The sequence below is a fragment of the Blastococcus sp. SYSU DS0539 genome (assembly GCF_054050855.1).
This window is the reverse complement of sequence record NZ_JBJHAF010000014.1, coordinates 1-20,034: the sequence shown is the minus strand read 5'-3', so window position 1 is coordinate 20,034 and position 20,034 is coordinate 1. Positions and strand designations below refer to the sequence as shown.

Annotated in this window: 18 protein-coding genes; 4 read left to right on the top strand and 14 right to left on the bottom strand. The window is 74.2% G+C overall.

Going from position 1 to position 20,034, the window contains the following annotated elements:
• Together ACI790_RS16440 and pgl are read left to right on the top strand one after the other, a co-directional pair.
• A complete protein-coding gene (locus ACI790_RS16440; protein ID WP_456570859.1) occupies positions 1-1,143 on the top strand; it encodes a glucose-6-phosphate dehydrogenase assembly protein OpcA in 1,143 nt (380 codons plus the stop codon).
• On the top strand, positions 1,140-1,955 hold the full coding sequence (pgl, locus tag ACI790_RS16435) for a 6-phosphogluconolactonase (RefSeq protein WP_456570858.1): 816 nt from the start codon (positions 1,140-1,142) through the stop codon (positions 1,953-1,955). The genes ACI790_RS16440 and pgl overlap by 4 nt, the downstream gene beginning before the upstream one ends.
• Before the next feature lie 5 nt (positions 1,956-1,960).
• On the opposite strand, the gene ACI790_RS16430 is transcribed toward pgl, so the two are convergent.
• From ACI790_RS16430 to ACI790_RS16370, 13 genes are all read right to left on the bottom strand, one after another.
• Positions 1,961-2,302: an RNA polymerase-binding protein RbpA gene (locus ACI790_RS16430; protein ID WP_456570857.1), complete on the bottom strand. Its 342-nt coding sequence runs from the start codon at positions 2,300-2,302 to the stop codon at positions 1,961-1,963.
• A 128-nt stretch (positions 2,303-2,430) separates the two neighbouring features.
• Positions 2,431-2,667, bottom strand: coding sequence for a preprotein translocase subunit SecG (gene secG / locus ACI790_RS16425; protein WP_456570856.1), 237 nt, complete (start codon positions 2,665-2,667; stop codon positions 2,431-2,433).
• Positions 2,668-2,988: 321 nt separating this feature from the next.
• Entirely contained in the window at positions 2,989-4,761 is a 1,773-nt protein-coding gene (locus tag ACI790_RS16420; protein WP_456570855.1) for an ABC transporter substrate-binding protein, read from the bottom strand.
• 47 nt (positions 4,762-4,808) lie between these two features.
• On the bottom strand, positions 4,809-5,618 hold the full coding sequence (gene tpiA / locus ACI790_RS16415; RefSeq protein WP_456570854.1) for a triose-phosphate isomerase: 810 nt from the start codon (positions 5,616-5,618) through the stop codon (positions 4,809-4,811).
• 13 nt (positions 5,619-5,631) lie between these two features.
• A complete protein-coding gene (locus ACI790_RS16410) occupies positions 5,632-6,825 on the bottom strand; it encodes a phosphoglycerate kinase (protein WP_456570853.1) in 1,194 nt (397 codons plus the stop codon).
• 2 nt (positions 6,826-6,827) lie between these two features.
• Positions 6,828-7,832 carry a type I glyceraldehyde-3-phosphate dehydrogenase gene (gene gap / locus ACI790_RS16405; RefSeq protein ID WP_456570852.1) on the bottom strand — a complete coding sequence of 335 codons (1,005 nt, stop codon included), beginning with the start codon at positions 7,830-7,832 and terminating at the stop codon, positions 6,828-6,830.
• Between the two features lie 230 nt (positions 7,833-8,062).
• Positions 8,063-9,043, bottom strand: coding sequence for a DNA-binding protein WhiA (gene whiA, locus ACI790_RS16400; protein ID WP_269193619.1), 981 nt, complete (start codon positions 9,041-9,043; stop codon positions 8,063-8,065).
• A 134-nt stretch (positions 9,044-9,177) separates the two neighbouring features.
• Positions 9,178-10,146, bottom strand: a complete 969-nt coding sequence (locus tag ACI790_RS16395; RefSeq protein WP_456570851.1) for a gluconeogenesis factor YvcK family protein — start codon at positions 10,144-10,146, stop codon at positions 9,178-9,180.
• Complete coding sequence (gene rapZ / locus ACI790_RS16390) at positions 10,146-11,084, bottom strand: RNase adapter RapZ (RefSeq protein ID WP_456570850.1); 939 nt, start codon at positions 11,082-11,084, stop codon at positions 10,146-10,148. The genes ACI790_RS16395 and rapZ overlap by 1 nt, the downstream gene beginning before the upstream one ends.
• The gene (uvrC, locus tag ACI790_RS16385) at positions 11,081-13,117 is read right to left on the bottom strand and encodes an excinuclease ABC subunit UvrC (protein ID WP_456570849.1); all 2,037 of its coding nucleotides are present in this window, start codon (positions 13,115-13,117) and stop codon (positions 11,081-11,083) included. Before uvrC ends, rapZ begins: the two co-directional genes overlap by 4 nt.
• A 127-nt stretch (positions 13,118-13,244) precedes the next feature.
• Positions 13,245-13,532, bottom strand: coding sequence for a hypothetical protein (locus ACI790_RS16380; RefSeq protein WP_456570848.1), 288 nt, complete (start codon positions 13,530-13,532; stop codon positions 13,245-13,247).
• Positions 13,533-13,776: 244 nt separating this feature from the next.
• The gene (gene uvrA, locus ACI790_RS16375) at positions 13,777-16,674 is read right to left on the bottom strand and encodes an excinuclease ABC subunit UvrA (protein WP_456570847.1); all 2,898 of its coding nucleotides are present in this window, start codon (positions 16,672-16,674) and stop codon (positions 13,777-13,779) included.
• 176 nt (positions 16,675-16,850) lie between these two features.
• Complete coding sequence (locus ACI790_RS16370) at positions 16,851-18,293, bottom strand: amidase (protein ID WP_456570846.1); 1,443 nt, start codon at positions 18,291-18,293, stop codon at positions 16,851-16,853.
• A 47-nt stretch (positions 18,294-18,340) separates the two neighbouring features.
• Here ACI790_RS16370 and ACI790_RS16365 point away from each other — a divergent pair, with 47 nt between their 5' ends.
• A complete protein-coding gene (locus tag ACI790_RS16365; RefSeq protein WP_456570845.1) occupies positions 18,341-19,006 on the top strand; it encodes an MBL fold metallo-hydrolase in 666 nt (221 codons plus the stop codon).
• Positions 19,007-19,015: 9 nt separating this feature from the next.
• Here ACI790_RS16365 and ACI790_RS16360 read toward each other — a convergent pair whose 3' ends face one another.
• Positions 19,016-19,297: a hypothetical protein gene (locus tag ACI790_RS16360; protein WP_456570844.1), complete on the bottom strand. Its 282-nt coding sequence runs from the start codon at positions 19,295-19,297 to the stop codon at positions 19,016-19,018.
• Positions 19,298-19,402: 105 nt separating this feature from the next.
• Here ACI790_RS16360 and ACI790_RS16355 point away from each other — a divergent pair, with 105 nt between their 5' ends.
• The gene (locus tag ACI790_RS16355; protein ID WP_456570843.1) at positions 19,403-19,993 is read left to right on the top strand and encodes a sugar O-acetyltransferase; all 591 of its coding nucleotides are present in this window, start codon (positions 19,403-19,405) and stop codon (positions 19,991-19,993) included.
• Positions 19,994-20,034: the final 41 nt, after the last annotated feature.

The following is a 20,034-nucleotide window of genomic DNA, read 5'->3' as shown; positions in this document are numbered from 1 at the left end:
GTGACGACGCTGTGGGACACCACCGGATCGGCCGTGGTGAAGGAGCTGGCCGCTCAGCGGCGCACCGGAGGTGCGGTGCTCTCCGGCGTCGCGCTCACGCTCGTCGTCGTCGCCGAGGAGAGCCGGGTGACCGAGGCGGAGGAGGCGGCGACGCACGCCGCGGAGATGCACCCCTGCCGGGTGCTCGTCGTGGTGCGCCGGCAGATCGACGCCCCCGGACCCCGGCTGGACGCCGAGGTGCAGATCGGCGGCCGGCTCGGCCCGGGTGAGGCCGTCGTCATGCGCATGTACGGCCGGCTGGCCCTGCACGCCGAATCGGTGGTGCTGCCGCTGCTGGCCGCCGACGCCCCCGTCGTCACCTGGTGGCACGGCGTACCCCCGCCCCGGATCGCCCGGGACGCGCTCGGCGTCCTCGCCGACCGCCGGATCACCGACAGCTCGCTGGCCGAGGACCCGCCGGCCTGCCTGCGGGTGCGCGCCGAGGACTACGCCCCCGGCGACTCCGACCTCGCCTGGACCCGCAGCACCGCCTGGCGGTCGGCGCTGGCCTCCACCCTGGACTCGGTCTCCGGACGGCGCGGCGACGCGGTCCACGTGCAGCGCGGCACCATCGAGGGCGATCCACACCACGCGACCGCACGGCTGCTGGCCGGGTGGATCTCCGCACGCTGCGGCTGCCCGGTCGACATCGCCGAGGGACCGCGCGCTCCCGGGCCGAGCGGCGTGACCGCGGTCAAGCTGTCGCTGGACCAGGACGAGGAGGTGGAGATCCGGGCCGACCGCCGGGGCGGCGCGGTGATCTCGCAGCCCTTCCGGCCCGACTCCACCGTCGCGCTCCCGGAGCGCCCCCTCGGCGACCTGCTCAGCGAGGAGCTGCGCCGGCTCGACCCGGACGAGCCGTACAGCGAGGCGCTCGAGTCGGCGACCGGGCTGTCGGGCCTGTCCGACCGCCCCGCGGTGCGCGAGTACGTGTGGTTCGACCCGGCCGCCCCCGACGGTCACGGGGAGGAGCGGCCCGCCCCCGCCCCCGCGGTGCCCGGCGACTCGGCGGACGCCGACGAGGTCGCCGAGAGCGGGGAGCACGACGGCGGCGCCGCCGGCGACCCGGACCCGACCACCGGCGAAGGAGCCCTGACCCCGTGAGCCTCTCCCCCGGCGACCGCGTCTCCGCCGAACTCGCCGCCGACGGGCGGCCCGTGCCCGACGTCGTCGTCGAACCCGACGCCGACCGGCTGGCCCGGGTGGCCGCCGAGGCGCTCGTGGCCCGGCTCGCCGCCGCGCAGGCGGTGCACGGCACGGCCTCGGTCGTCCTGACCGGCGGCGGCATCGGGATCGCCGTCCTGGAGCGGGTCGCCGGCCTCGCCGCCGAGCCGGTGCGCGAGACCGTCGACTGGACGGCGGTGGACGTCTGGTGGGGCGACGAGCGCTTCGTCCCGGCCGACGACGCCGAGCGCAACGAGCGGCAGGCCCGGACGGCTCTGCTGGACGCGGTGGGCGTCCCGCCGGAACGCGTGCACGCGATGCCGCCCTCCGACGGTGACCACGCCGAACCGGAGGACGCCGCGGCCTGGTACGCCGAGCAGCTCGCCGCCGCGGCCCCGGAGGGCAGCGACCTGCCGCGGTTCGACCTGCTGCTGCTCGGGATGGGCGCGGAGGGGCACACCGCCTCGATCTTCCCGGGCTCCCCCGCCGTCCGGGACGAGCGACCGGTGCTCGCGGTCCGCGACTGCCCCAAGCCGCCACCCACCCGGATCAGCCTCGGGTTCCGCGCCCTCAACAGCGCCGAGGAGATCTGGCTGCTCGTCTCCGGCGCCGGCAAGGCGCCCGCAGTCGCCCGCGCGCTGGCCGGTGCCGCGCCGCAGGAGCTACCGGCCGCCGGGGTGCGCGGCACCCGGGCGACGCGCTGGCTGCTCGACGCCGCCGCGGCCGCCGATCTTCCCCGCTCCGGGGGCTGACGCCCTCAGCCGCCGCGACGGACGCGCAGCCGGTTGAGCGCCTCCTCGAGCAGCGCGTCGCCGTCGGCGTCGGTGCGCCGTTCGCGCACGTACGCCAGATGCGTCTTGTACGGCTCGGTGCGCGGCGCCGGCGGCGGCGCGGCCTGGTCCTGCCCGGCCGGCAGCCCGCACCGCGGGCAGTCCCACAACTCCGGGACCTCGGCCTCGCTCGCCAGCACCACCCGGGTCTCGTGCCCGTTGGCACACCAGAACGGGATGCGCCGGCGCGGTGCGGACTCGCCGCGTTCCACCTCGCCCACCGGACCCGCGCCGACCCGGGTCCCCCGGATCGCGTTCCCACCAGCCACGTGCGCCCCCTGATCGTCGGTCCGGGTTCGCGGCAGCACCGACCGCCGCGCGGGCAGTCTAGGGCGAAAAGGGCCGATCTCCGGTCACGATTGCGCGCCGGATGTGACGGGCTGGACGAGCCGAAGGCTCAGGCGTTGACCTTGATCAAGATGCCGAGGCCGACGATGCACACCGTCCAGATCAGCGCGGTGAACACGGTCAGGCGGTTGAGGTTCTTCTCGACCACCGAGGATCCGGACAGCGACGAGGAGACCGAGCCGCCGAACATCGACGACAGGCCGCCTCCCTTGCCGCGGTGCAGCAGGATCAGCACGATGAGGAGCAGGCTGCTGAGCACCAGCAGCACGTTGAGCACCAGCTCCATGGACCTCTCCGGAAGGCTCGACGACCGGCGACGGACGCCAGCTCTCGGAACGAGCCTAGCCGACGTCCGGCGCCGGTCCCGTCAGCGGACCCCGTGCCCCGTCCGCTTCCGCGCTCCGGTCCGCTCCTCGCTCGTTCCTCGCTGCGATGCTCCCGCAGCTGTCAGCGGACGCCGTGCCCCGTCCGCTTCCGCGCTCCGGTCCGCTCCTCGCTCGTTCCTCGCTGCGATGCTCCCGCAGCTGTCAGCGGACGCCGTGCCCCGTCCGCTTCCGCGCTCCGGTCCGCTCCTCGCTCGTTCCTCCCTGCGATGCTCCCGCAGCTGTCAGCGGACCCCGGCGGTGGCGACGTCGTACCCGTCGTACGGGCGCATCACCAGGCCGTTGCGCAGCCGCTGCCCCGACACCAGCTGGATCCGGGTCTCGGCGAGCGGGATGTAGGCCCCGCTCGCCCGGGCCGCCTCCGCCACCTGCGCCCAGTCGGCGTCGCCGGCCCGCGCCCGGTCGACCAGGGCGTCGATCTCCGGGTCGGCCAACCGTGCGTAGTTCGGGTTGCCGACCTTGGCGATGCTGCGGCCGTCGACGAGCGGCACGAGGAAGGAGCCCGCCGTCGGGAAGTCGGCGGTGCGGGTGGCCAGCACCAGGCCGTAGCCGTTCGCCGTGACCCGATCCGGGTTCCCGACGTCGGTGGCGTAGAAGGTGGTCGGGTCCAGCGGGCGCACCTCGACGTCGATGCCCACCTCGCCGAGCTGGCCGGCGATCTCGTCGGCGACGTCGACGCTGCTGCGGACGTCGGGCACGGCCAGGACGGTGGCGAACCCGTCGGGCAGGCCGCACTCCTCGAGCGCCGCCCGTGCCGCGTCCGGATCCGGCCCGGACCCGGCGTCCTCGGGACCTCCCGCGAGCGCCCGCGGCCAGAGCTGCGTGCTGCGCACCGCGTCGACCGCGCCGCCCAGCGCCCGCTGCACCGCCTGCCGGTCGATCGCGGCGGCCACGGCGGCCCGGCACCCGGCGTCGTCCATGGGGGCCACGTCAGTGGGCAGCGCCAGCAGGCGGACCGCACCGGTCGTCACGTCGTCCACCCGGTCCAGCAACGGGTCGTCGTCCCCGGAGATCCGCGCGGTCGTCGCGGGCTGCACCCCGGTGCCCGAGATGTCCAGGTCGGCGGAGCCGGCCAGCAGTGCCTGGTCCCGGGCCAGACCGGAGAGCCCGGTGCGCACCTCGACCCGGTCGGGCAGCGCCGTCCGGACGGCGTCGGTCGCCGGGTCCCATTCCGGGTTCCGGTCGAGCAGGATGCCGGTCTCCGGGTCGACCGAGGTGATCGCGTACGGGCCGGAGGAGACCGGGTCCGCCCCGTACGCGCCACGCGTGTCGGCCTCCGCCGGCACCGGGCTGCTCGAGGGCAGCGCGAGGACGTAGGGCAGGTCCGGCTGCGGGACGCGCAGCCGGAAGACGATCGTGCGGTCGTCCGGCGTCTCGATCGAGCTCAGGGCGGGGTCGTCCTCCTCGGTCGAGTACGGCCCCGGATAGGGGGTGGCCGGGTCGTCCAGGAGGTTCACCAGGTAGGTCGGGCCGCCGACGATGACGTCGGAGGCGAACGACCGCTGGATGCCGTACTTGACGTCGCCGCTGGTGATCGGCCGGCCGTTCTCGAAGCGGACCCCCTCCCGCAGGGTGTAGGTCCAGCTGAGGCCGTCGTCGGACACGGTGCCGAGGTCGGTCGCGAGGTCGGGCACCAGGTCGCCGGTGGCGCCGGGCTCGCTGGCGAAGGTCACCAGCGTGCGGGTGTAGAGCCGCATCAGGTTCCAGACCCCGGGCAGGTAGGAGCGCTGCGGGTCGAGGCTGTCGACCGCCGGGGCGACGACGCGCAGCGTGCCGCCCCGCTCGTCCGACGGGGAGCGGACGCCCTCGACGCCGGCGTCGGGACCGTCGGCCAGCACCGGGACGTCGGCCCGCCCGCCTCCGCTGCCCAGGCAGCTGACCGCGACGACGAGCACCAGGACGACGACGGCGGCAGACGCGATCAGGCGCCGCCGGGACCAGCCCCGCGCCCACGGCGGCAGCCGGTCGGCCGGCCGCTCATGCGTCTGCGGCTCCACCTGCTGCCCGCCCCCATCCGTGTCCGGCCGGCGGCGGGCAGCAGGGTTCAGCTGCCGCCGGCGGCGATCCGGCAGATCTGCGCGAACTCGTCGGCGTCCAGGCTGGCCCCGCCGACGAGCGCACCGTCGATGTCCGCCCCGGCCAGGATCCCGGCCGTGTTCGCGGCCTTCACCGACCCGCCGTAGAGAATACGTACCGTGGCCGCGCTGTCACTCCCGTGGCGCTCGGCGAGCCGCGCCCGCAGGGCGCCGCACACCTCCTGCGCGTCCTCGGGGGTGGCGACCTCGCCGGTGCCGATCGCCCACACCGGCTCGTAGGCGATGACGACGCCGGCCACCTGTTCGGCGGTCAGCCCCTCGAGCGCGGCGTCCAGCTGGGCGGAGCAGTGGGCGACGTGGGTTCCGGCTTTGCGGACGTCGAGCCCCTCCCCCACGCACAGGATCGGCACGATGCCGTGCCGCAGGGCGGCCTGCACCTTGGCGGCGACGACGCCGTCGTCCTCACCGTGCAGGGCCCGGCGCTCGGAGTGGCCCACCGCGACGTACTCGCAGGCGAGCGCGCTGAGCATGCCGCCGCTGACCTCGCCGGTGTAGGCACCGGAGTCCTGGGCGGAGAGGTCCTGCGCGCCGTAGCCGATCGCCAGCTTGTCGCCGGTGACGAGCGTCTGCACGCTGCGCAGCGCCGTGAACGGCGGGAGGACGACGACCTCGGCGGTGTCGAGCTCCTTCTCCTTCAGCGAGAACACGACCTTCTGGACCAGCCCGATGGCCTCCAGGTGGGTCATGTGCATCTTCCAGTTGCCGGCGATCAGCGGCCGGCGCCCGGCGCGGGCAGGCGTGGGTCGGGTGCGTGCCATGTCGGCTCCTCGCTCAGTCGGCCAGGACCGCGAGGCCCGGCAGGTCCCGGCCCTCGAGGTACTCCAGCGACGCGCCGCCACCGGTGCTGATGTGCCCGTAGGCGTTCTCGTCGAGGCCCAGGACGCGGACCGCCGCCGCCGAGTCACCGCCGCCGACGACCGACAGGCCGTCGACCGCGCCGACCGCCTGCGCGACGCCCCGGGTGCCGGCCTGGAAGGGGGCGAGCTCGAACACACCCATCGGCCCGTTCCAGAAGACGGTGCGGGCGTCCCCCAGCATCGACCCGAAGATCTCCACGGTCCGCGGGCCCACGTCCAGGCCCATCTGCCCGTCCGGGATCTCCGCCGCGTCGACGACCGTGGTCTCCACCTCGGCGCTGAACTCCGGGGCGCAGACGACGTCGACCGGCAGGACGATCCGGTCGCCGGCCTCGGCGAGCAGCCGGCGGCAGGTGCCGACCTGGTCGGCCTCCAGCAGCGACCTGCCCACCCCGTGGCCCTGGGCGGCGAGGAAGGTGAAGCACATGCCGCCGCCGACGAGCAGCCGGTCGACCTTCGGCAGCAGCGCCTCGATCACCGCCAGCTTGTCGCTGACCTTGGAGCCGCCGAGCACGACCACGTAGGGCCGCTCGGGCTCGGTGGTCAGCCGGGTGAGCACCTCCAGCTCGCGGGCGACCAGCCGGCCGGCCGCGTGCGGGAGGCGCTCGGCGACGTCGAACACCGAGGCGTGCGCGCGGTGTACCGCACCGAACGCGTCGTCGACGTACAGGTCGGCGAGGGCCGCCAGCCGGTCGGCCAGCCCGGCCCGCGCGGCGTCGTCCTTGGACGTCTCCGCGGCCTCGAAGCGGACGTTCTCCAGCAGCAGGACGTCGCCGTCGCCGAGCGCGGCGGCCTTGGCCTGCGCGTCGTCGCCGGCGACGTCGGCCGCCAGCGGGACGGTGGTGCCGAGCAGCTCGCCCAGGCGCGCGGCGACCGGCGCGAGGGAGAACGCCGGGTCGGGAGCGCCCTTGGGCCGGCCGAGGTGGGCCGCCACGACGACCCGGGCGCCGGCGTCGCGCAGCGCCTGCAGGGTGGGCAGGCTGGCGCGGATCCGGCCGTCGTCGGTGATGGCGCCGGTCGTCTTGTCCAACGGGACGTTCAGGTCGGCGCGCAGGAGCACGCGCCGACCCGAGACGCCCTCGGCGAGGAGGTCGTCGAGAGAACGCATCGTCAGAGCGACTTGCCGACCAGGGAGGTGAGGTCGACGAGCCGGTTGGAGTAGCCCCACTCGTTGTCGTACCAGCCGAGGACCTTGACCATCGGGCCGAAGACCTTCGTCAGCTTGGCGTCGTAGATGCAGGACGCCGGGTCGGTGACGATGTCGGAGGAGACGATCGGGGCGTCGGTGTAGGTGAGGTACTTGCCCAGCGGGCCGGCGGCGGCCTCCCGGTAGGCGGCGTCGACCTCGTCGGCCGAGGCCTCCCGGTTCAGCGTCACCGTGAGGTCGGTGGCCGAGCCGGTGGGCAGCGGGACGCGCATCGCGTAGCCGTCGAGCTTGCCCTTGAGCTCCGGCAGAACCAGGCCGATCGCCTTGGCGGCGCCGGTGGAGGTCGGCACCATGTTCAGCGCGGCGGCGCGGGCGCGGCGCAGGTCCTTGTGCGGGCCGTCCTGCAGGTTCTGGTCGGCGGTGTAGGCGTGGATCGTGGTCATGAGGCCTCGCTCGATGCCGAACGCGTCGTTGAGGACCTTCGCCAGGGGGGCCAGGCAGTTGGTGGTGCAGGAGGCGTTGCTGATGATCGTCTGCGAGCCGTCGTAGAGGTCGTCGTTGACGCCCATGACGATCGTGATGTCGTCGTCGGTGGCCGGCGCCGAGATGATGACCTTCTTGGCCCCACCGGCGTCGACGTGCTTGCGGGCGTCCACGGCCTTGGTGAAGAAGCCGGTGGACTCGACGACGACGTCGACGCCCAGGTCGCCCCAGGGGAGGTTCGCCGGGTCGCGCTCGGAGAGGACCTTCATGGTCTTCCCGCCGATGGAGATGCCCTCGCCGTCGGCGGTGACGTCCTCGGCCAGCTTGCCCAGGATGCTGTCGTACTTCAGCAGGTGGGCCAGGGCCTCGGGGCTGGTCAGGTCGTTGACCGCCACGATCTCGATGTCCTGACCGCTGGCGGCGGCGGCACGCCAGAAGTTGCGGCCGATCCGGCCGAAGCCGTTGATGCCTACCCGGACCGTCACTGCAGACCTCCACTGTCGCCGTTGAAGCTGTCGCGTTCGCAGGGACCACGCGGCGCACGGTCCCGCTCCGGGGACAGACCCTAGCGGTCGACCCGCGGCCCGGCTCCCGGTCGTCCCGTTTCGGGGGACAGCGCACTCCCCCGGAACGGGGAGATCGCCGACCCCGCACGGCCCCGGGCCGGGGACCGTGCGGGCTCGGCGCTCGCCGGGCGATGTGCCGGAAACGGCGGCTACTGCGCGAGCATGTCGTCGGTGACGACGGACTCCGTGTCCGGGATCCCCAGGTCCTTGGCCCGCTTGTCGGCCATGGCCAGCAGACGCCTTATGCGGCCGGCGACGGCGTCCTTGGTCATCGGGGGGTCGGCGCGCTGACCGAGCTCCTCCAGCGAGGCCTGGCCGAACTCCAGCCGCAGCCGGCCGGCCACGAGCAGGTGCTCCGGGGCGTCCTCGCCGAGGATCTCCAGCGCCCGCTCGACCCGTGCGCTGGCCGCGACCGCGGCGCGGGCGGAGCGGCGCAGGTTGGCGTCGTCGAAGTTGGCGAGCCGGTTGGCGGTGGCCCGCACCTCGCGGCGCATCCGCCGCTCCTCCCAGGCCATCACCGCGTCGTGGGCGCCCATGCGGGTCAGCAGCGCGCTGATCGCGTCGCCGTCCCGGACGACGACCCGGTCGGCGCCCCGCACCTCGCGAGCCTTCGCGGCGATGCCCAGCCGGCGGGCCGCGCCGACGAGCGCCATGGCCGCCTCCGGGCCCGGGCAGGTGACCTCGAGCGAGGACGACCGGCCGGGTTCGGTGAGCGAGCCGTGGGCGAGGAAGGCACCGCGCCAGGCGGCCTCGGCGTCGTTGATGCTGCCGGACACCACGGCCGGCGGCAGGCCCCGGACGGGACGGCCGCGCTGGTCGACCAGCCCGGTCTGCCGCGCCAGGCCCTCGCCGTGCTTGGCGATCCGCACCAGGTAGCGCACGCCGCGGCGGATGTTCCCGCCGGCGAGCACGCTCACCCCGCTCGTGTAGCCGTAGACCTCGCTGATGTCCCGGCGCAGCCGCCGGGCCACCGAACCGGTGTCCAGCTCGGCCTCGATGACCACGCGCCCACCGACGATGTGCAGGCCGCCGGAGAACCGCAGCAGCGCGGTCACCTCGGCCTTGCGCTCGGAGGTCTTCGTGCACTCCACCCGGGAGAGCTCGTCCTTCACCATGGCGGTCATCGCCATGCTGTCCACCCCCACGTTCGCCCGCGGTGATCCGCCACCGCAGTTCGGGTCAGCGCCATGTACGCCGTCCCCTCTCCCCCTCGTGCCGGCCGGCCGGCCGAACGCCCGGTACCCGCTCGTCCACCTCTACTCGTTCACCGCATCCCGACCACGGAGGCCAGCGCCGCGGACAGCCGCCCCGGGTCGTGCCGTGGCGCGCCGTCCGGCTCGGCCACCGGCGCCAGCAGGAGCTCGGCGCCGCACCCGCGGACTGCGTCAAGCAGACCACGGCGGTCAACCACTGATTCCACGTCCGCGATCACAGTGTGCAACGCCACTCCGTCCAGATGCGCCCGGAGCACGGCCAGGTGCTCCTCCGGGGAGAAGCCGTCCGTCTCCCCGGGCTGGGGCTCCAGGTTCAGCACCACCACCACCCGCGCCCGCGCTGCGACCAGGGCAGCCCGCAGCCGGGGCACGAGCAGGTGCGGCAGCACCGAGGTGTACCAGGACCCCGGGCCGAGGGAGATCACGTCGGCCGCCGCGATCGCCTCGAGGACGGCGGGGTGCACCACCGGGTCGGCCGGCGACAGCCGGATCTCCCGGACCCGGCCCGGCGTCGCCGCGATCGCCACCTGCCCCCGGATGGTGCGCACCCGGTCGGGGTCGTCGGGATCGGCGGTCTCGACCCGCGCCACGAGGTCGAGCGGCTCGTCGGCCATCGGGAGCACCCGGCCGCACGCCCCGAGCAGCGCACCGAGCTCGTCGAGGGCGCGCACGGTGTCCCCGCCGTGCATCTCGGCCAGGCCGGTGAGCAGCAGGTTGCCGACCGGGTGCCCGGCCAGCACGCCGCTGCCGCCGAAGCGGTGCTGGAACAGCGCGGCCAGGGTCTGCTCCCGCTGCGCGTCACCGGCGAGCGCCGCGAGGGCCATGCGGAGGTCGCCGGGTGGCAGGACCGGCATCTCCCGGCGGATCCGCCCGGACGAGCCGCCGTCGTCCGCGACCGTCACCACGGCGGTCAGCTCGGGGGTGATGCTGCGCCAGGCGGCCAGCGCCGCGGCCAGGCCGTGGCCACCGCCGAACGCGACCACCCGGGGCGCCCGCCCCGGGAACGTCGTGCCGCCCACTACTCGCGGCCCAGATCGCGGTGCCGCGCGACGGCGGCGATGCCCTCCCCGCCCAGCCGCCGGGCGAACTCCTCGGCGATCGCGACGCTGCGGTGCTTGCCGCCGGTGCAGCCGACCGCCAGCGTCAGGTACCGCTTGCCCTCCCGCCGGTACCCGGGCAGCAGCAACCGCAGCACCTCGGTGTACCGGTCGAGGAAGTCACCGGCGTCGTCCTGGCCGAGCACGTAGTCGCGGACGTCGGCATCCCGGCCGGTGTGCTCCCGCAGCTCCGGGACCCAGTGCGGGTTGGGCAGGAACCGCGCGTCGACGACCAGGTCGGCGTCCAGCGGCAGGCCGTACTTGAAGCCGAAGCTCATCACCGTCGCGGTGAGCGGCGGGGTGCGCCCCTCGCGCGCGAAGGCGTTCTCCAGCGTGGCCCGCAGCTGGTGGACGTTCAGGTCGCTGGTGTCGACCCACAGGTCGGCCTCACCGGCGATGCCGGTGAGCAGGGCGCGCTCCTCGGTGATCCCGTCGGTGAGGGTGCCGCTGCCCTGGAGGGGGTGCTCCCGCCGGTTCGACTCGTACCGGCGGACCAGCACCTCGTCCCGGGCGTGCACGTAGACCACGCGGGGCCGGTGCCCGGCCTCGGACAGGATCCGGATGGCCTCCTCCAGGTCGCTGGAGAACGCCCGGCTGCGCACGTCGACGACCGCTGCGAACCTCCGCAGGTCACCGCGGGCACCGAGCTCGACCATCGGCAGCAGCAGCGCCGGAGGCAGGTTGTCGACGACGAACCAGCCCAGGTCCTCGAGCACCCGGCCGGCGCTGTTCTTGCCGGCGCCGGAGAGCCCGGTGACGACGACGACCTCCAGCGGCTGGGTCTCGGTGCTCGCCGGGTCGAGCGCCGGGGAGACCCCGTTCTGCGGCCCTGCGCCGCCCACGTCGGGTGCGACCGTCACGATGCCACCCGACCGACCTCGGCGGTGTCGCCGGACCCCGCGCGGGGACTGCCCTGCTCGGCCGGGCCCTGCGGTGCCAGCGAGGTCTCCGCAGCCGCCGGGGGCGCGTCCTCCGGCGGCGGTGCCGGCTCGGCGACCGCCATCTGCACCGCCTCCGCCGTCCGCCGCCCGATCCCTGGCACCGCCATGAGCTCCTCCACTGTCGCCGCGCGCAGTCGCTTGAGCGACCCGAACTGCTTCATCAGCGCCTTCCGTCGCGCCTCCCCGAGGCCGGGGACGTCGTCCAGCAGCGAGACCAGCATGCCGGTGGACCGCTTCTGGCGGTGGTAGGTGATGGCGAAGCGGTGGGCCTCGTCGCGCACCCGCTGCAGCAGGTACAGCGCCTCGGAGGTGCGCGGCAGGATGACCGGATCGGTCTCCCCCGGCAGCCACACCTCCTCCATGCGCTTGGCCAGGCCGCAGACGGCGACGTCGACGACGCCGAGCTCCGCCAGGGACCGGGCGGCCGCGGCGACCTGCGGGGCGCCGCCGTCGACCACGAGCAGGTTGGGCGGGTAGGCGAACCTGCGCGGCCGCCCCTCCTCCGCGGCGATGCCCTGCTCGTCCCGGCGGTCGGCCTCGTCCTTGAGGTGGCGGGCGAACCGGCGGCGCACCACCTCCGCCATGGCGGCGGTGTCGTCGGTCCCCTCGGTGACGGAGAACCTCCGGTAGTCGGACTTCTTCGCCAGGCCGTCCTCGAAGACCACCATGGAGGCCACCACGTTCGTGCCCTGGACGTGGCTGATGTCCATGCACTCGATGCGCAGCGGCGCGTCGGGCAGCTCCAGCGCCTCCTGCAGCTCCGCCAGCGCCAGCGAGCGGGCGGTGAGGTCGCTGGACCGCTTCACCCGGTGCCGGGCGAACGCCTCCTTCGCGTTGCGCTCCACGGTCTCCATGAGGCTGCGCTTGTCACCGCGCTGGGGCACCCGCAGCGACACCCGGCCGCCGCGCAGCTCCTCCAGCAGCTCGACGTAGACGTCGGCGTCGTCGGGCAGCTCGGGCACCAGCACCTCGCGGGGCACCGCCTCGCCGGCCTCTCCCACCCCGGTCTGCTCGTCGACGCCGCCGTAGACCTGCAGGAGGAACTGCTCCACCAGCTCGCCGGTGGAGACCTCCTCGACCTTGTCGATGATCCAGCCGCGCTGGCCGCGGACCCGCCCACCGCGGACGTGGAAGACCTGGACGGCGGCCTCCAGGTCGTCCTGCGCGAAGGCGACGACGTCGGCGTCGGTGCCGTCACCGAGGACGACGGCCTGCTTCTCCATCGCCCGCTTGAGCGCCCCGATGTCGTCGCGCAGCCGGGCGGCCTTCTCGTACTCCAGGGCCTCCGCGGCATCGGCCATCTCCCGCTCGAGCCGGCGGATCATCGAGTCGGTGCGGCCGGCCATGAAGTCGCAGAAGTCGTCGACGATGGCGCGGTGCTCGTCGGCGCTGACCCGGCCCACGCACGGGGCGGCGCACTTGCCGATGTAGCCCAGCAGGCAGGGCCGGCCGATCTGGCCGGCCCGCTTGAAGACGCCGTTGGAGCAGGTCCGCGCCGGGAAGACGCGGGTCAGCGTGTCGAGGGTCTCCCGGATCGCCCACGCGTGGGCGTAGGGGCCGAAGTAGCGCACGCCCTTCTTCTTGGGCCCGCGCATGACCTGCAGCCGGGGGTACTCCTCGTTCAGCGTCACGGCCAGCGACGGATAGCTCTTGTCGTCGCGGTAGCGGACGTTGAAGCGCGGGTCGAACTCCTTGATCCAGTTGTACTCGAGCTGGAGGGCCTCGACCTCGGTGCCGACGACGGTCCACTCGACGCTCGACGCCGTCGTCACCATCTGGCGGGTGCGCGGGTGCAGGCCGGCGACGTCGGCGAAGTAGCTGTTCAGGCGCTGGCGGAGGCTCTTGGCCTTGCCCACGTAGATGACCCGGCCGTTCGGGTCGCGGAACCTGTAGACGCCGGGGCTCTCCGGGATGGAGCCGACCGCCGGGCGGTACGTGGACGGATCGGCCATGTCTCCACACTAGGTCGGCCCACCGACACGCCGTCAGCCGCCGGGACCCGTCCGTCCCGTCCGTCCCAGCGGCCCCGGCCGGCGTGCGGCGTGCCGGGGGAAGCGGCCCCGCCGGGGCCCGCGGCGCTCAGCCCACCGGGCGCGAGCGGTGCAGGGCCCAGGGTGCGTGTGCGCCGGCGCTCGTCACGAGCCGCTGGCCGAGGCAGACGCACCGGCGCCCGAGCACCATCGCCGACACGAGGGCCACCCCGCCGGACATGAACGCCACGGCGCCCGCCGACCCGGTGGCGAGCGACACGGAGGCGGCCAGCAACGCCAGCACGACGACGTTGGACCGGATGCTGCCGGTGCCGCTGCCCGTGGGCGAGCCGCAGTTGGAGAGGTCGGGGTCGCAGTCAGGCGTGAGCGCGCTCATCGCTGTCCTCCTCCGAGGGACTCCGCCACGCCGCCCGGAGGCCTGTACGTGACGTCGGTCACAGCGGACGATACGGCCTGGTGCGCCGTGGTCTCAACCCCTGCGCCCGATCCGGCCCGGGGGCAGCCCGCCCGCACCGTCCTCCGGGCCCCGCCCGGCCGCGACGACGACGGCGTGGTGACCCGTCGGACGGCGACGGCCCGCGCCCCCGTCGGGGACACGGGCCGTCGTGGATCCCGGTCGGTCAGCTCGCCTTCTTGCGGGCCCGCTTCTTCACCGGCCCGGCCGCCGCGGCGGCGATCGCGTCGGCGTCGAGCAGCGGCACCAGGTACCGGCCGGTGTGGCTCTCCGGTACCGAGGCGACGAACTCCGGCGAGCCCTCGGCGACGACCATCCCACCGCGGAAGCCGCCCTCGGGGCCCATGTCGACCAGCCAGTCGGCGCTCTTGATGACGTCGAGGTTGTGCTCGATGACCAGCACCGAGTTTCCCTTGTCGACCAGCCCCTGGAGCACCAGCAGCAGCTTGCGGATGTCCTCGAAGTGCAGGCCGGTGGTCGGCTCGTCGAGGACGTAGATGCTGCGGCCGTTGGAGCGCTTCTGCAGCTCGCTGGCCAGCTTCACCCGCTGCGCCTCACCGCCGGACAGCGTCGTCGCCGGCTGGCCCAGCCGGACGTAGCCGAGCCCGACGTCGGTGAGCGTGCGCAGGTACCGGGCGATCGCCGGGATAGCGGCGAAGAAGTCCGCCGCCTCCTCGATCGGCATGTCGAGGACCTCGGCCACCGTCTTGCCCTTGTAGTGCACCTCGAGGGTCTCCCGGTTGAACCGGGCGCCCTTGCACACCTCGCAGGGGACGTAGACGTCGGGCAGGAAGTTCATCTCGATCTTCAGCGTGCCGTCGCCGGAGCAGGCCTCGCAGCGGCCGCCCTTGACGTTGAAGGAGAACCGGCCCGGGAGGTAGCCGCGGACCTTCGCCTCCGACGTCTGGGCGAACAGCTTGCGGACGTGGTCCCAGACCCCGGTGTACGTCGCCGGGTTCGACCGCGGCGTGCGGCCGATCGGCGACTGGTCCACGTGCACGACCTTGTCCAGGTGCTCCAGCCCGGTGACGGTGCGGTGCCGGCCGGCGACCTGCCGCGCCCGGTTCAGCTGGTTGGCCAGCGTCGTGTACAGGATGTCGTTGACCAGGGTGGACTTGCCCGAGCCCGAGACGCCGGTGACCGCGACCAGGCAGCCGAGCGGGAAGGCGACGTCGATCCCGCGCAGGTTGTTCTCGCGGGCGCCCTTGACCACCAGCTCCCGGCCCGGCTCCGGCTGGCGGCGCGTCGCCGGGACGGTGATCTCCATCCGGCCCGAGAGGTAGGCCCCGGTGATCGACCGCTCGCTGGCCAGCAGGTCCTCCACCGTGCCGCTGACGACGACCTCGCCGCCGTGCTCGCCGGCACCGGGGCCGATGTCGACGACCCAGTCGGCGGTCTTGATCGTGTCCTCGTCGTGCTCCACGACGATGAGCGTGTTGCCCATGTCGCGCAGCCTCACGAGGGTCTCGATCAGCTTGGTGTTGTCCCGCTGGTGCAGCCCGATCGACGGCTCGTCCAGCACGTAGAGCACCCCGACGAGGCCGGAGCCGATCTGGGTGGCCAGCCGGATGCGCTGCGCCTCGCCGCCGGCCAGGGTGGCGGCCGGGCGGTCCAGCGACAGGTAGTCCAGGCCGACGTCGACGAGGAAGGACAGCCGGGCCTGGATCTCGCGCAGCACGCGGTCGGCGATCGCCTTCTCGCGCTCGCCGAGCTCCAGGGCGCCGAGCCACTGCGAGGCCTCGCCGATCGAGAGGTTGGTGACCTCGGCGATCGACCGGTCGTTCAGCTTGACGGCGAGGATCTCCGGCTTGAGCCGGGTGCCGTGGCAGACGGGACAGGGCACGTCGCGCATGTAGCCCTCGTACTTGTCCCGCATGTAGTCGCTGTCGGTGTCGTCGTGGCGCCGCTCCAGGAACGGCAGCACGCCCTCGAAGGCGGCGTAGTAGCTGCGCTCGCGGCCGTAGCGGTTCTTGTAGCGGACGTGCACCTGGTCGGGCGAGCCGTGCAGGATCGCCTTCTGCACCTTGGCCGGCAGCCGCTCCCACGGGTCGTCCATGGAGAAGCCGATCTGCTGGGACAGACCGGTGAGCAGCCGGGTGAAGTACTCGTTGCTCATCGAGCTGGACCAGGGCGCGATCGCGCCCTGGTTGAGGCTCTTCTCCGGGTCGGGGACCACCAGCTCGGGGTCGACCTCCTTGCGGGTGCCGATGCCGGTGCACTCCCCGCACGCGCCGAACGGCGAGTTGAAGGAGAACGACCGCGGCTCCAGCGCCTCGAACGACAGCCCGTCGTCGACGCAGGCGAGGTGCTCGGAGAAGGTGCGCTCCCGCTCGGGGTCGTCCTCCGGCAGGTCGACGAAGTCGAGGATCACCAGGCCGCCGGCGAGCCCGAGCGCCGTCTCCACCGAGTCGGTGAGCCGGCGCTTGGCGCTCTCCTTCACGGTGAGGCGGTCGACGATCACCTCGATGCTGTGCTTCTCCTGCTTCTTGAGGGTGGGCGGCTCGGTCAGCGGGTGCACGGTGCCGTCGACGCGGACGCGGGAGAAGCCCTGGGTCTGCAGCGAGCTGAACAGGTCGACGTACTCGCCCTTGCGCGCCCGGACGACCGGGGCGAGCACCTGGAAGCGGGTGCCCTCGGCCATGGCGAGCACCTGGTCGACGATCTGCTGCGGGGTCTGCCGCGAGATCGGCTTGCCGCAGTTGGGGCAGTGCGGCTGGCCGGCGCGGGCGTAGAGCAGCCGCAGGTAGTCGTAGACCTCGGTGATGGTGCCGACGGTCGACCGCGGGTTCCGGTTGGTCGACTTCTGGTCGATCGACACCGCGGGCGAGAGCCCCTCGATGAAGTCGACGTCGGGCTTGTCCATCTGGCCGAGGAACTGGCGGGCGTAGGCCGACAGCGACTCGACGTAGCGGCGCTGGCCCTCCGCGAAGATCGTGTCGAAGGCGAGGCTGGACTTGCCCGATCCCGACAGCCCCGTGAACACGATCAGCGCGTCCCGGGGGAGGTCGATGTGGACGTCCTTCAGGTTGTGCTCTCGGGCGCCGCGGACGACGAGCCGGTCCATGTGATCCCTGTCGGTCGCTGGTGGATCTCACCTGGTGGATGTGGTGGTGGAGCGCGAACGGCGGCCGCCGGTGCCCGGTCGCGGTGCACCGGGTGCAACACCGGTGCCACCCGCGGCCGTCCACCCGGCGGGTGTGAGCTGCGCCCGGTCTCCCGGGGCCGGCGCGCCGGAGGCGCTCAGCCGGGTGGGGCGGCGGCTGCCGTCGTGGGGTCGAAGACCGGCGCGTACCGGCGCCAGGGCTGCCGGGCCTCCAGCTCTCCGGCGACCCACAGTAGCCGCTCCTCGGCGCCGGGCGGGCCGACGAACTGGACGGGGACCGGCGGCCCGCCGGGCCGGGTGCCGGCCGGCAGGACCGCGGCGGGGATGCCGGCCAGGTTCCAGGCCGCGGTCCAGGGAGCCCACCGGGCGTTGGCCGTGATGTTGGCCAGGAACGACCGCTCGTGCCAGGGCCGGGCCGGCAGCGGCGGGCCGGTGGTGACCGGCGTCAGCAGCAGGTCGACGTCGTCGAAGAACCGGATCATGCGCTCGCGGAACCGCTGCTGGGTGCGCGGCCGCACCAGCCCGAGGCGCCGGACCAGCCGGCCGATGCGCGCGTGGGTGCGGCTGCGCGGCTGCAGCTCCGCGCGGTCGATCCCGAGGAACTCGGCGTCGTCCTCCGCCCCGGCCATCCAGCGCACGAGGGCGCCGGCCGCGGCGCCGGGCGTGACCGGCGGGTTCCGGCGGACGACGGTGTGCCCGGCCTCGCGGAGGCGGGCGACGACCGCGTCGACCGCGGCCCGCGTCGCGGCGTCGGCCCCGACCCCGGGCACGGGCGACCGGGTGCTGACCGCGATCCGCAGCGGCCGCCCGGGGGCGGCCGGCTGCGCGGGCTGCTCCTCCGCCATCACGGCGTGCGTGACCGCGAGGTCGGCCACGGTGGTGGCGAGCGCCCCGTTGACGGCCATGCCCGACCAGTCGTCGGCGCCGATGCCACCGGGCAGCACGCCGAGGCCGGGCTTGAGCGTGACCAGCCCGCAGGCCGCGGCGGGGAGCCGCAGGGACCCCATGCCGTCGTTGCCGTGCGCCACCGGCACCGAGCCCGACGCCACGGCCGCCGCGCTCCCGCCGGAGCTGCCCGCGGGTGAGAGCGCGGTGTCCCAGGGGTTGCGGGTGACCGTGCCCGGCCCGTCGGTGGCGGCGTACAGGCAGAGCTCGGGCGCGCGGGTGATGCCGACGACGACCGCCCCGGCCTTGCGGAGCCGGGTGACGATCACGTGGTCCTTCCGCTCCGGCGCGGACCGCCGGGCCGGCGAGCCGTCGGTGCAGATCTCCCCCGCCACGGCGATGTTGTCCTTGATCGCCACCGGGACGCCGGCCAGCGGCAGGGCGAAGCGGGTCAGGCTGGCGTCGACCGCCGCGGCCTCGGCCAGCGCGGCCTCGCGCCGGACGACGCGGAAGGCCCCGACGCGCGCGTCGACCGCCTCGATGTGGTCGAGGTGGGCGCGGACGACCTCCACGGCCGTCAGCTCCCCCGCCCGGACCCGGGTGGCGATCTCCGTGGCCGACAGGCCGACGATCGGCCCGCGGGCCCCGGCACCGTCGTCGCCCTGAGCAGTGCCGACACCTCCGCTAGCGTCCATACCTGGACCGTAACGGCGGCCGCCGACACTTTCCGAACGGAGTCCGGATGAGCACCTCGACCTACACCGGGAACGTCACGGTGGGTGGCCCCGCCGACGTGCGGGAGCTGCCCGGGCTCACCGTCAGCAAGGTGGCGGTGAGCGAGATGGCGAACAACGCCTACCTGCTGCGCTGCACGGCCACCGGCGAGGCGCTGCTGATCGACGCCGCGGCGGAGCCGGACGTGCTGCGGGCGCTGATCGGGGACGCCGACCTGCGCACCGTCGTCACCACCCACGGCCACTGGGACCACCACCGGGCCCTTCCCGACGTCGTGCAGGAGACCGGCGCGGCCGCCGTCGCCCATCCCGCCGACGCCGTCGCCCTGCCGGTGCCGGTGCAGCGCCCCGTCGAGCACGGGGAGCACGTGACCGTCGGCGACCAGACGCTCGAGGTGGTGCACCTGCGCGGGCACACCCCGGGCAGCATCGCGCTGGTCTGGCGCGGTCCCGGCGACGCCGGCGTGCACGTCTTCACCGGCGACAGCCTCTTCCCCGGCGGCGTGGGGAAGACCTGGTCGGTGGAGGACTTCGCCAGCCTGATCGACGACGTCGAGCAGCGGCTGTTCGCCGTCCTGCCCGACGCGGCGTGGGTCTACCCCGGGCACGGCGACGACACGACCATCGGCGCCGAGCGCCCGCACCTCGCGGAGTGGCGCGAGCGCGGCTGGTGACCGGCGGCGTCAGTCCTCGGTGAAGAGGGCGACCAGCTCGTCCGGGGTGCCGGGGACGTGCAGCGGCAGCACCGAGACGGTCCAGTCCGGCTGGCGCTCGTCGACGCCGACCGCCAGGTCCCAGGCGGCCCGGGGGGTCAACGGGCCGAAGCACGCGTCGTCGCCGTCCTCGCCGAGGTCCACCTCGACCAGCCAGTTGTCCGACAGGTCCGCCGCGAGCTCGGAGAACTCCGCGGGTGAGTCGTCGTCGGGTTCCGGGGAGTCGATCCGGACCGGGTAGATGAGCGCCATCCTGCGCACGCTAGGCCCCCCCGGCCGGTTCGACACCTCCGCCGGCGCCGGAGACCCCGTTCCCGCCCAGCACGGGGCCGGGCGACGGCTGCGTAGGTTCGCCGCATGACCACGCCACCGGAGGACGACGGCCGGTCCATGCGGGAGCGCATGCTTGCCGGGGAGCTCTACCTCGCCGACGACCCCGAGCTCGGCGAGCTGAGCTCGCGGGCCCTGGACCTCGCCGACGCGTACAACGCGACGTCGGTCCGCCAGGGTCCGCTGCGCCGGCAGCTGCTGACGGAGCTGCTCGGATCGGTCGGCGAGGGCACCGAGATCCGGCCACCGCTGCGGGTGGACTACGGCCGCCACCTCTCGATCGGGGCCCGCTGCTTGGCCAACTTCGGCTTGGTCGCCCTCGACGTCGCACCCATCACCATCGGCGACGACGTGCAGATCGGTCCGAACGTCCAACTGCTCACGCCCACCCATCCGGTGGCGGCCGAGCCGCGGCGGCAGAAGTGGGAGGCCGCGCTGCCGATCGTGATCGGCGACAACGTCTGGCTGGGCGGCGGCGCCGTCGTGCTGGCCGGCGTCACCATCGGCGCGAACACCGTCGTCGGCGCGGGGGCGGTCGTCCCTCGCGACCTGCCGGCCGACGTGGTCGCGGTCGGCAACCCGGCGCGCGTCGTCCGCCGCCTGGACGAGCCCCGGTAGCCGACGAGCCGCCGCCGGCGTTCCCGCGGGAACGCCGGCGG

Bases quoted from the DNA above. Each gene is read 5' to 3' on its own strand.
- secG (WP_456570856.1), bottom strand. From the start codon at position 2,667: ATGGAGCTGGTGCTCAACGTGCTGCTGGTGCTCAGCAGCCTGCTCCTC.
- tpiA (WP_456570854.1), bottom strand. From the start codon at position 5,618: ATGGCACGCACCCGACCCACGCCTGCCCGCGCCGGGCGCCGGCCGCTG.
- ACI790_RS16410 (WP_456570853.1), bottom strand. From the start codon at position 6,825: ATGCGTTCTCTCGACGACCTCCTCGCCGAGGGCGTCTCGGGTCGGCGC.
- whiA (WP_269193619.1), bottom strand. From the start codon at position 9,043: ATGGCGATGACCGCCATGGTGAAGGACGAGCTCTCCCGGGTGGAGTGC.
- uvrC (WP_456570849.1), bottom strand. From the start codon at position 13,117: ATGGCCGATCCGTCCACGTACCGCCCGGCGGTCGGCTCCATCCCGGAG.
- ACI790_RS16380 (WP_456570848.1), bottom strand. From the start codon at position 13,532: ATGAGCGCGCTCACGCCTGACTGCGACCCCGACCTCTCCAACTGCGGC.
- uvrA (WP_456570847.1), bottom strand. From the start codon at position 16,674: ATGGACCGGCTCGTCGTCCGCGGCGCCCGAGAGCACAACCTGAAGGAC.
- ACI790_RS16370 (WP_456570846.1), bottom strand. From the start codon at position 18,293: ATGGACGCTAGCGGAGGTGTCGGCACTGCTCAGGGCGACGACGGTGCC.
- ACI790_RS16365 (WP_456570845.1), top strand. From the start codon at position 18,341: ATGAGCACCTCGACCTACACCGGGAACGTCACGGTGGGTGGCCCCGCC.
- ACI790_RS16360 (WP_456570844.1), bottom strand. From the start codon at position 19,297: ATGGCGCTCATCTACCCGGTCCGGATCGACTCCCCGGAACCCGACGAC.
- ACI790_RS16355 (WP_456570843.1), top strand. From the start codon at position 19,403: ATGACCACGCCACCGGAGGACGACGGCCGGTCCATGCGGGAGCGCATG.